This window comes from Bacillus sp. AFS073361 (assembly GCF_002567005.1).
Classification (GTDB): Bacteria; Bacillota; Bacilli; order Bacillales; family Cytobacillaceae; genus Neobacillus.
This window is the reverse complement of the sequence record NZ_NUZU01000010.1, coordinates 129,737-141,774: the sequence shown is the minus strand read 5'-3', so window position 1 is coordinate 141,774 and position 12,038 is coordinate 129,737. Positions and strand designations below refer to the sequence as shown.

Sequence of the window (12,038 nt, the reverse complement as noted above, 5' to 3'; positions counted from 1 at the left end):
AAAGAAGGCAGCTATTTAATCAGCTGCCTTCTTTATTATTTTTCAGTTGAATTATTTTACTTTTTCCCCAATGATTCCCTCAAGTTCATTCCAATTTACAATTCGTGGTAAGTTTAAATGACGATTATAGGATTGATCGCGAAGAAAAAGTTTTATGGATTCGTTTAATAAGGTATCTAATATTTCAGGTTTATCATCAAAATAATAATCGAGATGTAACTTTTTAATGATTTCTACCTTTTCATGATCCTGCATTCCGTAAAAAAATCTTTCATCATTAACAGGAAAGCCGTTTTCTCTCATCCATTCCTTCGTTCGTTCACCATGTTCTTTAGGCCTTGCTGTTATATAGTATATTTCGTGCCCGTTCTTCTCCAGTTGTTGTAAAGTTTCAACTGCATCAGGAAAGGGTGGACATGATGTATAATAAATTTCTTCTAATGAATTATTCCACATTTCTTTCCCTTGTAGATCAGTCAATCCAAAAGGTTCATGTATTTCAACTCTTTTTAAGTTTTGAAAAATTTCAATTGGAATATTCTGATTCAACCTTTTATTATAGATATTAAAAGCATGTTCTCGTAGATTGATTAATGTATCGTCAATATCAAAACCAAATCTCATCACATAATTCCCTCTTTTGAATAGCTTGGGTAGCCAATAAATTTATAGTCTTTTCCTATTTTAATGATGGAAGTATCCACTAAATCTATTGCGTCAGCCATTTTCTCTATTCCAGTTCCTTCAAGGAAAGTAGGTGCTTGCTTTCCACCGATTAATTTAGGTGCAAAGTATAGGATTACTTTATCAATACATTTATTTTCTAGGAAAGCTGCATTTATGGTACCTCCTCCTTCAATTAATACAGAGGAGACTAAGTTCTCACCTAAAATTTGGACCACTTCATTAGGATCAACTTGTTGCAATCCATTAGTGACAAAAACTTTTATCCCTAAAGACTTTAATGTTTCCTCCTTAGCCTTGTCATAATTCTTGCTTGTAAAAATCCACGTTTCTGCAAGGTTATCAGTGACAACTTTAGACCCTAGAGGAATCTTTAAGGTTGAATCCAGAATTACTCGAATAGGATTTCTCCCATTTGGGATCCTCGTTGTTAATTCAGGGTTATCTTCTATTACCGTATTTACACCTACTAGTATAGCCATATTTTCATTGCGAAGATGATGAACATCGGTTCTGGATTCTGCAGAAGTAATCCATTTACTGTTTGATGCGTAAGTAGCAATTTTTCCATCTAAGGTAACCCCTGATTTCAAAGTGACAAACGGTCTTTTCTCAACAATAAACTTATTGAACACTTCATTCATCCGATGGGATTCCTCTTGTAGAACTCCAATGATCACTTCAATTCCAGCATCTTTAAGTATTTTTACACCATTACCTGCAACAACAGGATTAGGATCAAGTGTCGCGATCACAACTCTTTTTAATCCTGCTTCAACGATTGCTACAGCACAAGGGCCTGTCCTGCCATAATGGGAACACGGTTCCAATGTGACATAAATGGTACCTCCCTTGGCCGCTTCACCAGCCATACGTAGTGCGTGAATCTCGGCATGTGGCTCTCCTGCTTTTAAATGTGCACCGATACCGACTACACGGTTTTCATTCACTATAACGGCTCCAACAAGTGGATTGGGGTCGGTTTGGCCTTTCATTGCTTTGGCATTTTTTATAGCCAAATCCATATAGAACTCATGATTAGTCATTTGGACAAGTCTCCTTATCTCTTAAATGACCCGAACGTCTAATTTTTGTCTGAAGATACTTCTCGTTATATTCAGATACATCTCCCCACAAAGGCTGCCGGCCTGAGACCTCTAAACCAGAACTTTTTAATGCTTCTAACTTTTTCGGGTTGTTGGTCATTAGCGTTACAGGTTTTGAGCGTAATGCTTTAAGAACTAAAATCGCATCTCCATAATTTCTTGAATCATCTACAAAACCAAGTCCTTCATTCGCTTCAACCGTATCATAACCATTTTCTTGAAGAACATATGCCATTGCCTTGCTAAATAAACCAATTCCTCTGCCTTCATGGTTAGCTAAATAGAATAGTGCCCCTGTACCATGTTCTGAGATCATCTTCATTGACTTTTTTAATTGAAAACCGCAATCACACCGTTTGCTTCCAAAAATATCACCTGTATGGCAAATCGAATGGAATCTTATGATTGCATCGTCTCCGTATTCAAAATCTCCGTATACTAAAACACTAGATTGTTGGAACTCCGCTAAATTTGCCGAAGATAGTTTTTCAATAATTCTTTCAAAATCCTCCGTTACTTCATCACAATTCAACCAGCAGTACCACTTAAAAACGACCGTTTCACCATATAAATTAACGGGAAGCCGAATCGGACCGACTAAGTATATCGTTCCTTTTTGTGATTTTATTAATTTAATTTTGTCTTCTAAAACAGAAAGCACATTAGGGCTTAGCATTTGTTTCATCAATTTTATCCCCTTTTTAACATAGTGTTCACTTAAATAAATAAGATATATTCATGAAATGTTATTCCTGTTTTCTATTATCCTAAATAAAAAATAGGCTACCTTGATAGTACAAGATAGCCTCAAGAAATTACAAATATTTGCGATGCACCCCTTTACCATCATAGGAGAACAACATTTTTCTTTCTTCGATCATCGATTCAATATGGACAGGTCTTCCCCAAAGCTGCTGGATGTATGGAAGTACTTTCTCTAGATATTTAACATCAAGTTCCACGCCTTCATACCAATGCTTTAAATAAAGTTCACCATTCTTTAAATAGTCTCCATCATTAACCGTAATATACGGGAATCCGCCATTTACGCGCATATTGACAAGCTGATCGCGAACCTGTTCCCATTGTTTATCAACTATTTTGTAGTCCCTGCCTTGTTTTTGGAAAAGATACATATCTTCGCGCATGACCAGGTCCTTATTTAAATAATTTCGCAAGAAGGAAATATCAGACTCCACTTCTCTTACTTCAAATATCTTTTCTCTTCCAGACCCTGGCGTTACTCCCCTTCGTATCATCTCTTCTGTTGGATTATTGTACCGCTCTTCGATATCCTCAAAAATCTTGATTCCCAGGTAATATGGATTGATTCCCGTTTTGGAAGGCTGCACCACGCCAGCATTCAGTTTAGCAAATTCGATGGCTTCGCCGCTTGTTAGATCCATTTCTCTTAATATCCGTTGATGCCAAAAAGAAGCCCAGCCTTCGTTCATGATTTTTGTTTCAAGCTGTGGCCAGAAGTAAAGCATTTCCTCCCGCATCATTGTCAAGATATCTCGCTGCCAATCTGTTAATTCTCGACTGTAGGTTTCAATAAATAATAATAAATCCTTCTCTGGTTTAGGAGGAAATTTCCGTTTTCTTGGTTGATTTGTTTCCTTTTTATCCTTTTCATCTAATCCCCATAGGTCATCATAGGGCGTTGCCGCTTGAATTTCATGTTCATCGTCTGACTCGTCATCTCCAATTGACCAGGATAATTTAGGTCTCATCAATGATGGATCAATGTGTTCATCAATGGCCAATACCGCGTCAAGGAAAGTTTCTACCTCCTTTTTGCCGTATTGAATTTCATATTGATGAATCCTTTCAGCCGTAGCTGCCATACTTTCGACCATATCCCGCTTCGTATTTTCAAAACGAACATTATTCTTAAAGAAGTCACAGTGTGCTAAAACATGGGCAACAATTAATTTATTTTGTATAAGGGTGTTAGAGTCAAGTAAGAAAGCATAGCATGGATTGGAATTGATCACTAATTCATAAATTTTACTAAGGCCTAGATCATAATGAAGTTTCATTTTGTGAAATTGCTTTCCAAAGCTCCAATGTGAAAATCGGGTTGGCATACCATAGGCCCCAAATGTATAAATAATTTCAGCAGGGCAGATTTCATAGCGCATTGGATAAAAATCCAATCCAAACCCGGTTGCGATTTCAGTAATTTCACTGATCGCATATTCCAGTGCATTACGTCCTTCCACATTCATTAGCCATTCCCCCTTTTCCTCTTACCACAATGTATGAAGTAATAAGGAGAATGATGAAACAAGATAGAAAAAACAATGGGCAAGTATGGCTTTAATTTGATATTTTTTTAGCCTCTTTTGCAATTTTTAATCCTACATATTGATTTCGTTTCCATTCCTTTTGAAAAATTGATAAGGGTGGATTGGTTTCACCAACTAGGTAACTTATTTCGATTGTCATCGCCGGCCTATGATAAGTAGTGATAAACCAATCTGTGAACCCGCCACCCGTTGCATTTTGATCCGGCACTGCTAATTTATACCCGGTTACCTTCGATATTTTTTTGGCAATCCGTTCATCCCGTTTTAAATTTTCGCCATTTTTATAATTCCAATAAATTTCTCTTCCTGCCGTGTGATATGCAATGGCAATCGTAGGGTTGATTTCCTTAATAAAATTTGTAAGAGATTTTACTTCTTTTGATTCCAGTGGTTCTTTCCCTTTATAGAATTTATACCACGGCGATGCTGGTTCTGGTTTGAGACTTTCCCATCCTGCCGGATATTGCCTGTTCAAGTCAATTCCCATGCCATTTGACTTCCATCGCTGAAAATCTCTTGAGCCATCATTCATCTTGACCAAAAGCTCCTGATGTTTAGATGAAAAACCTTTCATATCATTCTGTTGGATGGTAACACCATCAGGATTTAACATAGGTACAAACCAGATGGAAACATCATTCAAAATTTGATTGGACTTGAAGCCAAAAAAGGTTCTCTCGTTATATGTCGATGCATATGATTCAAGCATTTTCATAAGCAATAGGCTAGTCATCCATTCTCTGCCATGATGCGAACCAATTAAGACCACATTCTTCTTTCCTGTACCTAGCTTGATTGCCCAAATATCACGGCCAAAGTGGGATGTACCGATTGATTGGACTTTTATTTTTTTTTTATATTTTTTGGTTAGTTTTGAAAGGTCATCTTCCAATCTTCCGAAACTATAACGATTATTGCCATTAACAATTTTTGCACTTGTCACATTTTCCTGTTGAATGGTAAAAAAGACGATGATACAGATTATGATTTTAGCCATATGACCTCCATTTGTTAAATTATGCAGGTAAATGTTGAAAACAGCGTAAATACTGAATGTCCAACATTTTCTGTGAAAGTTATCGTCAAAATATCACACAATAATCTCAACTCCTAATAAGGAGGAGATAAAAATAAATGAATAAAATGGATTATGATCGAGCGCTGTATTATACCCATCGTTCTGAGTGGGATAATTTACTGATTTTAATGGTACGAACAAAAGACCAATTCTTATCAAAACGAATTGAACAATTCCTGCACGCTTACAATTTTGAACGTGATTACACCGTCATTGAAACTAAACTGTATAACCTGCTGCGCTACATTGACCATGCGAATGAAACCGTAGAAGCGGACCCTAATGAGATACCGATGTATAGTCTTTCCTAATTTAGCAAGTGAATGCAAATGAAATTGAGAAACTTTTTACTAACCGGACCAAAGAATTCCACCACCAAAAAACACGGCTTCCCCAAGTGGGAAGCCGTGTTTTAAAACAGTCTTAAGATTTTAGTTACACAATCGGATATTGTTGTTAATTAAATTTCCTGAACCATTTTCATTTTATTGTTAACTAACGCCATAAAATCATTTTCAATGGTTTTTAGCTTTGCTTTGCTTTCTTCTAAGCTGTTACTATTGACACCAAAATAGAACTTCACCTTTGGTTCTGTACCAGATGGACGTAAACAAACCCATGAACCATCCTCAAATGTATACTTTAAAACATTCGATTTAGGTAAATCAATTGATTCTTTCCCTTTGTTCGTTACACGAGTACTTGTTAAATAATCCTCCGCAGTGGCTGCAGCTAATGTTCCAAGGCTGGTAATCGGCTCTGCACGGAAAGAAGCCAATAACTGTTGAATTGTCTCTGCGCCTTCCTTGCCTTTTAAGGTTAGGGAGCGTAAGCCTTCTTGGTAATATCCATACTTTTCAAATACCTGCATCAATCCTTCATAGAGGGACATGCCTTGTTTCTTATAAAAAGCACAAACTTCCGTTGCTAAGAGAGCAGCCTGTACCGCATCTTTATCGCGAGCAAAATCACCAATTAAATATCCGTAAGACTCTTCATATCCAAATAAAAATTTACGATCGCCAGCTGCCTCATATTGATTGATTTTTTCAGCGATAAATTTAAAACCTGTTAACACATCAACTGTTTCTAATTGATTAGCCTCAGCAATCTTCCGGCCAATTTCAGATGTAACGATTGTTTTTAACACTACCCCATTTTTTGGCAGTGTCCCTTTTTCCTTTTTCTGGGTAATAATGTAATCCAGTAACAAAGCACCGGTTTGGTTACCAGTGAGAACGACATATTCTCCCTCAGGATTTAATACAGCAATCCCTAAACGATCTGCATCAGGGTCTGTTCCAATTAAAAGATCTGCACCGATTCTTTTCCCATCACGAATCGCTAATTCGAAAGCAGCATGTTCTTCAGGGTTAGGACTTTTTACCGTTGAGAATTCTGGATCCGGAAGTTCTTGTTCTTTGACGATCGTTACATTCTCATATCCCAATGCTGATAGTGCAGCACGGACAGGCTTATTAGCGGTTCCATGGAGTGGCGTAAAGACGATTTTGATATCTGTTTCCTGAGCAAGAGTTGGATTCTCAGATATCGTTAATAGTTTCTCCGTATAAGCTTGGTCAATTTCCGAACCAATCGTTTTAATTAATCCTTCTGCTCTTAATTTTTCTTCGCTATCAACCTCAATGAGTAATTCATTTTCAACCTCATTTACCTTTGCAATTACCTCATCTGCAGCTTCTAGTGGCAGTTGGCCACCATCCGATCCATATACTTTATAGCCGTTATATTCAGGTGGGTTATGGCTTGCAGTAACCACAATGCCTGAATAAGCATTTAAATATCTTAGAGCAAATGATAATTCAGGAGTGGGTCTTAATTCATCAAAGACATAGGTTTGAATACCCTTTGTGGCCAAAGTTCTTGCAGCCTCCAGCGCAAATTCTGGAGATTTATGGCGTGAATCATAAGCAATGACTACTCCGCGCTGTTTTGCTTCCATTCCATGGTTTTCTATGTATGCTGCTAGGCCAGCTGATGCTTTGCGGACAGTATAAAGGTTCATTCGGTTGGTACCAACCCCAATTTCTCCACGCATACCACCAGTACCAAATTCTAAATTTTTATAAAAGGCTTCCTCTAACTGCCTCTCATCCTTCATTAATTCATTTAATTGATTCTGCAATTCATTATCCAATCCGTCAAATTCCATCCAACTCTTTGCTGTCTGTTTCCAATTCATGTCGATTCCCTCCAAATTTTGTCTACTGTTATTGTTTCTAATTTCAACACTGTTACTCCTTTAAAAATCTTATCAAATTAAACGACAATTTTCGCAGAAGTAAATTTATTCAGTTCTTTTTCTATATTACCTCATATCCTACAATTTTTAGTAGAAAAAAATAAAAGCCTGCATGTGCAGACTTTTATTTAACTTATATTAGTAACTCATTATCAGCTTTAGAATAGATACTTAACATGGGAATTCTTATACTTTTTGCTTCTTCGAAATGTTCATATTTGAATGGAAACAGTAAACCAAACTCCGTTAATGTCTCCACATTCTTATTAAATAATGTTGCATACTGCTCATCAGGTTGAGAGGACTCTAGAATGGAGATTAATGTTTGAATACATGTCATTACCTGAAAGGCATCTTTTAATGTATTAAACTCTTCAGATGTATGAAGAACTTTTAATCGCTCAAAACGACAAATCTCCTCATCAGTAAAGTAGAGCGGAAATATATTCGAATAAATGTACCTCACCAGTCCGTTAATTTCTTTTTCTTGACTTGGCGTCGAGGCAAATACAATTTTCACTTAAAACCCACCTTTGCCATCGCTTATTTCTGACGTATTGTATATGATAAGAATAACATAACTAAGTCAGTATTGACCGTGGTAATTATAACCTTAAGGAGAATTAAATGCTAAACACAATGCGAATGGGAGAATGGTTTCAAATAGTGGTCCCGTTAGAATGGAATGGAAAAACCATAGAGGAAATTTTTCGGAATGTCTGGGAAGCCCCTAAAAAATTAACCCACACCTTTAGAATGGAGGATAAGGTGAAAATTAATGAAGAACGCGCGAACTGGACTACGCCTCTTATCAAGGGTTCCAAATTGCAATTAAAACTATTTGAGGACGAAAGTATAGAAATTTTGCCCAAATTTATAGATATAGACATACTTTTTGAGGACGAACATGTTTTGGTTATTAACAAACCACCATTCATGAATAGCCATCCGAATAACCCACTAACCGATCAAGATACACTGGTTAATGCAGTACAATTTTATCTTCAAGCCAAAGGAGAAAATCGGAACATCCGTCAAGTTCACCGATTAGATCGAGATACATCAGGTGCCATTCTCCTTGCTAAACATTCACTAGCAGGGGCTATACTGGACCAGATGCTTTTTAAGAGAAATATTAAAAGAACCTACATTGCGTTAGTTCATGGGATAGTTAAACAAAAAAGAGGCTCTATTAACGAACCGATTGGACGGGATCGCCATCATGCAACTAAAAGGAGAATTTCTCCAACGGGTCAATCTGCCCTTACCCATTACACGGTAGTAAAAGTGGACAAAGAGAAACAACTTTCATATATAAAATGTTGGCTCGATACTGGGAGAACACATCAAATCAGGGTTCATTTAAGTTACTTAGGGCATCCATTAGTTGGAGATACGTTGTATGGCGGAAAACCAATTGTGAATAGACAAGCACTGCATGCCGCAAAGATTGAATTCATTCATCCATTTACTCAGGAAAAGATTGTATGTCATGCTCCATTTGTGGATCGACCTGTAATTTTTAAGAATATTGATATCCTTTCATTATAAAGCACAAAAAAGCCTCCGAGCATTTCGGAGGCCTTCTCAAGTAAAGAGATATTATCTATCGGTTCTTCTAAAGGCTCGCAGAATGAAACTTACTAGCAAGACCAAAACAGCTGACCCAATAATTGCAGGAATTATTGCAAAATCAGCGACATGCGGCCCCCAATCACCTAAAACCGCAGTTCCAAGCCATGCCCCAACAAAACCTGCAATGATATTACCAATAATGCCACCCGGAATATCTCTTCCAACGATAAGACCGGCTAACCATCCAATAATCCCACCAATAATTAATGCCCAAATGAAACTCATTCAGTACACTCCTTTTTAGTAACCAATTATTTGTCTCAGGCAGTTGGAAAAGTAATTTATTTTCTTGCTACCTGTATTAATAAAGTACCCTAATTTCTTTTTTATACTCAAAAAAGAAAAAATCTTAACTCGGATAACTAAGTACATAAATACATAAATGTAGGCAAAAGTAAAAATGTCTATATTTTTAAAAGAACTATTTAAAAACATATAATGTAAAGATTTTGTAAACATACATAGAATTTGTTCCAATAAAATGAACGATTCAAAAGATTCTAATGTTAAGTTTTTGTAAATTTATAAAGAATTTGTTTCTTTTTTCGACATTTTTCATATAAAATTACTGAGGTCGGTATTTAACAATTGTTTAATTGAAAATGGGGGTATTCACATGGCATTTAAAAAAGTCGATAAATTCTCAGCATTACTTAGTAATATTTCTGCAAACTTAAAGGAAAGCGCAAATTTCTTTACTGAATACAAATTAAAAAATGTGAGTGATTTGAAAATTTTCTCTGAGAAAATGAAAGAACTCGAAACAAAAGGTGATACATACGTTCATGAGGTAATCAAAGAATTAAATGATGCCTTCATCACTCCAATCGAACGTGAAGATATTCTTCATTTGGCGATGAGTATGGATGATGTACTCGACGGACTTGAAGGATGTGCAGCATTATTTGAAATGTACTCTATTACAAATGCGGATGACTTTATGAAGAAATTTGTGGATGCTATTCAAGGAAGTGTCCATGAAATTGACAAAGCTGTTGAACTTCTTTCAAATAAAAAGCTGCAACAAATAAGAGAACATGCTATTAAGATTAAAGATTTTGAATCCAACTGTGATAATATCTTACGACAATCAATTAAAAATTTATTTACAGTTGAAAAAGACCCGATTCGGATTATCCAATACAAAGAAATTTACGAAAACCTTGAAGATATTGCCGACTATTGTCAAACAGTTGCCAATACACTTGAAACCATTATCATGAAAAATGCTTAAGGAGCAAACATATGAGCGTTGTATTAATTTTAACGATTTTAATTGTAATTGGTGCCCTTGCATTTGACTTTATTAATGGATTCCATGATACCGCAAATGCAATCGCAACCTCTGTATCCACCAAAGCTCTTAAACCACGCCAAGCAATCTTGTTGGCAGCGGTAATGAATTTTATTGGTGCATTGACATTTACTGGTGTAGCAAAAACTATTTCTAAAGACATTGTTGATCCATTTTCGCTTACTGGCGGTCATACCGGCTCAATTGTTATTTTTGCGGCACTGTTAGCAGCGATTTTTTGGAACTTACTCACATGGTATTACGGTATTCCAAGTAGTTCCTCTCATGCAATTATCGGTTCTATTGCGGGTGCGGCCATTGCGGCGAAAGGTTTTGATGTAATAAAGGCTGAAGGATTTCTTAAAATTCTTGAGGCGTTAATTCTATCACCTATTTTAGCTTTTACAGTCGGATACATTGTTTACAGCATTTTTAAAGTTGTTTTTAAGAACTTTAACTTAACTAAAACGAATCGATCTTTTCGTATAATTCAAATTGCTACTGCCGCTTTGCAATCTTATTCACACGGAACAAACGATGCACAAAAATCAATGGGGATTATCACCATGGCTCTGTTAGCTAACGGTTATCTTCATACAGATGAAGTTCCTTTTTGGGTACAACTCTCTTGTGCGATTGCAATGGGACTAGGTACCTCGATTGGTGGATGGAAGATTATCAAAACTGTTGGTGGTAAAATTATGAAGATTCGACCAATCAATGGTGTTGCAGCCGATTTAACCGGTGCAGCAATAATCTTCGGTGCTACTTATATTCATTTACCTGTCAGTACAACTCATGTTATCTCATCAGGAATCTTAGGGGTAGGTGCTTCTCATCGCCTAAAAGGAGTTAAGTGGGGTACTGCCCAACGAATGTTAATTACATGGGTAATTACACTTCCAATCACAATGCTATTAGCAGGTATTATCTACTTCATCCTTAATATCTTCTTTTAAAAAAGAAACCAGAAATATTTTTCTGGTTTCTTTTTTGCTATATCACTTCTAAAAGTACCGAACGCTCATATTTTTATGATAGAGGACAAGTTTTGGGGTGATGGTTGATGAAAGAAAAACTAGCAGCAATGCTGCTCGGGAGTTTGCTCTTAAGCCTTGGAGTAAATGGATTTTTAGTTCCCTATCATTTACTTGATGGAGGAGTCATCGGGTTAGGACTAATCATTCATTATTTTTACGGATGGCCGGCTGGACTAAGTATTATTGTATTAAGTCTGCCTTTATATGTGTTGGCCTGGTTCTTTGAGAGGCGCTATTTCTACTACAGCCTCCATGGACTTATCATCTCTTCCTTTTGTATTGATTTTCTATCCTTTATTAATGGTAAAATTGAAATAGGGATATTACCAAGTACAATTATTGGCGGATTGCTTGTCGGAATTGGAATAGGTCTAATGCTTCGCTATGAAACCAGTACAGGCGGGACAGATTTGCTTGCCCAATTATTAACTAAATTTACTTCTGTTAATATTGGGATCATCATCTTCTTAATAGATGGTCTAGTCATCACAAGCGGTATTCAGGTTGTCGGATTGGAGAAGTTCTTTTATTCTCTACTCACTATCATATGCGTCGGCGTTATGACGGCGTTAACAGTAAGAGGTAACAATAATCAACATTTTCCTTATTATTAAAACAAAAGGAAG

13 protein-coding genes are annotated in these 12,038 nt (G+C 36.5%); 5 read left to right on the top strand and 8 right to left on the bottom strand.

What is annotated here, in order from left to right:
* Positions 1-51: 51 nt before the first annotated feature.
* The 5 genes from COJ96_RS06385 to COJ96_RS06365 form a co-directional block, all read right to left on the bottom strand.
* Positions 52-624, bottom strand: coding sequence for a 5' nucleotidase, NT5C type (locus tag COJ96_RS06385; RefSeq protein WP_098572125.1), 573 nt, complete (start codon positions 622-624; stop codon positions 52-54).
* Positions 624-1,730, bottom strand: coding sequence for a bifunctional diaminohydroxyphosphoribosylaminopyrimidine deaminase/5-amino-6-(5-phosphoribosylamino)uracil reductase RibD (gene ribD / locus COJ96_RS06380; RefSeq protein WP_098572124.1), 1,107 nt, complete (start codon positions 1,728-1,730; stop codon positions 624-626). Before ribD ends, COJ96_RS06385 begins: the two co-directional genes overlap by 1 nt.
* Entirely contained in the window at positions 1,723-2,475 is a 753-nt protein-coding gene (locus COJ96_RS06375) for a GTP cyclohydrolase II (RefSeq protein WP_098572123.1), read from the bottom strand. The genes ribD and COJ96_RS06375 overlap by 8 nt, the downstream gene beginning before the upstream one ends.
* 130 nt (positions 2,476-2,605) lie before the next feature.
* Positions 2,606-4,021 carry a SpoVR family protein gene (locus tag COJ96_RS06370; protein ID WP_098572122.1) on the bottom strand — a complete coding sequence of 472 codons (1,416 nt, stop codon included), beginning with the start codon at positions 4,019-4,021 and terminating at the stop codon, positions 2,606-2,608.
* 91 nt (positions 4,022-4,112) lie between these two features.
* Positions 4,113-5,099 carry a M14 family metallopeptidase gene (locus COJ96_RS06365; protein WP_098572121.1) on the bottom strand — a complete coding sequence of 329 codons (987 nt, stop codon included), beginning with the start codon at positions 5,097-5,099 and terminating at the stop codon, positions 4,113-4,115.
* A 137-nt stretch (positions 5,100-5,236) separates the two neighbouring features.
* On the opposite strand from COJ96_RS06365, the gene COJ96_RS06360 reads away from it, so the two are divergent.
* A complete protein-coding gene (locus COJ96_RS06360; protein WP_026565946.1) occupies positions 5,237-5,491 on the top strand; it encodes a YhdB family protein in 255 nt (84 codons plus the stop codon).
* A gap of 149 nt (positions 5,492-5,640) precedes the next feature.
* On the opposite strand, the gene COJ96_RS06355 is transcribed toward COJ96_RS06360, so the two are convergent.
* Both COJ96_RS06355 and COJ96_RS06350 read right to left on the bottom strand, forming a co-directional pair.
* The gene (locus COJ96_RS06355) at positions 5,641-7,383 is read right to left on the bottom strand and encodes a phospho-sugar mutase (protein WP_098572120.1); all 1,743 of its coding nucleotides are present in this window, start codon (positions 7,381-7,383) and stop codon (positions 5,641-5,643) included.
* Between the two features lie 193 nt (positions 7,384-7,576).
* Complete coding sequence (locus COJ96_RS06350; protein WP_098572119.1) at positions 7,577-7,963, bottom strand: YhcU family protein; 387 nt, start codon at positions 7,961-7,963, stop codon at positions 7,577-7,579.
* A gap of 107 nt (positions 7,964-8,070) precedes the next feature.
* On the opposite strand from COJ96_RS06350, the gene COJ96_RS06345 reads away from it, so the two are divergent.
* Complete coding sequence (locus tag COJ96_RS06345; protein ID WP_098572118.1) at positions 8,071-8,994, top strand: RluA family pseudouridine synthase; 924 nt, start codon at positions 8,071-8,073, stop codon at positions 8,992-8,994.
* Positions 8,995-9,045: 51 nt separating this feature from the next.
* Here the strand turns inward: COJ96_RS06345 and COJ96_RS06340 are convergent, their stop codons facing one another.
* Positions 9,046-9,303 (bottom strand): GlsB/YeaQ/YmgE family stress response membrane protein, encoded by a 258-nt coding sequence (locus COJ96_RS06340; protein WP_098572117.1) that lies wholly within the window; start codon positions 9,301-9,303, stop codon positions 9,046-9,048.
* Between the two features lie 391 nt (positions 9,304-9,694).
* Here COJ96_RS06340 and COJ96_RS06335 point away from each other — a divergent pair, with 391 nt between their 5' ends.
* From COJ96_RS06335 to COJ96_RS06325, 3 genes are all read left to right on the top strand, one after another.
* The gene (locus tag COJ96_RS06335; protein WP_026565940.1) at positions 9,695-10,312 is read left to right on the top strand and encodes a DUF47 domain-containing protein; all 618 of its coding nucleotides are present in this window, start codon (positions 9,695-9,697) and stop codon (positions 10,310-10,312) included.
* An 11-nt stretch (positions 10,313-10,323) separates the two neighbouring features.
* Positions 10,324-11,331 (top strand): inorganic phosphate transporter, encoded by a 1,008-nt coding sequence (locus COJ96_RS06330; protein ID WP_098572116.1) that lies wholly within the window; start codon positions 10,324-10,326, stop codon positions 11,329-11,331.
* 107 nt (positions 11,332-11,438) lie between these two features.
* Positions 11,439-12,026, top strand: coding sequence for a YitT family protein (locus COJ96_RS06325; RefSeq protein ID WP_098572115.1), 588 nt, complete (start codon positions 11,439-11,441; stop codon positions 12,024-12,026).
* The last annotated feature ends 12 nt before the right edge of the window (positions 12,027-12,038 follow it).

Coding starts and splice junctions, on each gene's coding strand:
- ribD (WP_098572124.1), bottom strand. CDS start 1,730: ATGACTAATCATGAGTTCTATATGGATTTGGCTATAAAAAATGCCAAA.
- COJ96_RS06365 (WP_098572121.1), bottom strand. CDS start 5,099: ATGGCTAAAATCATAATCTGTATCATCGTCTTTTTTACCATTCAACAG.
- COJ96_RS06370 (WP_098572122.1), bottom strand. CDS start 4,021: ATGAATGTGGAAGGACGTAATGCACTGGAATATGCGATCAGTGAAATT.
- COJ96_RS06375 (WP_098572123.1), bottom strand. CDS start 2,475: ATGAAACAAATGCTAAGCCCTAATGTGCTTTCTGTTTTAGAAGACAAA.
- COJ96_RS06335 (WP_026565940.1), top strand. CDS start 9,695: ATGGCATTTAAAAAAGTCGATAAATTCTCAGCATTACTTAGTAATATT.
- COJ96_RS06355 (WP_098572120.1), bottom strand. CDS start 7,383: ATGAATTGGAAACAGACAGCAAAGAGTTGGATGGAATTTGACGGATTG.
- COJ96_RS06385 (WP_098572125.1), bottom strand. CDS start 624: ATGAGATTTGGTTTTGATATTGACGATACATTAATCAATCTACGAGAA.
- COJ96_RS06345 (WP_098572118.1), top strand. CDS start 8,071: ATGCTAAACACAATGCGAATGGGAGAATGGTTTCAAATAGTGGTCCCG.
- COJ96_RS06360 (WP_026565946.1), top strand. CDS start 5,237: ATGAATAAAATGGATTATGATCGAGCGCTGTATTATACCCATCGTTCT.
- COJ96_RS06330 (WP_098572116.1), top strand. CDS start 10,324: ATGAGCGTTGTATTAATTTTAACGATTTTAATTGTAATTGGTGCCCTT.
- COJ96_RS06340 (WP_098572117.1), bottom strand. CDS start 9,303: ATGAGTTTCATTTGGGCATTAATTATTGGTGGGATTATTGGATGGTTA.
- COJ96_RS06325 (WP_098572115.1), top strand. CDS start 11,439: ATGAAAGAAAAACTAGCAGCAATGCTGCTCGGGAGTTTGCTCTTAAGC.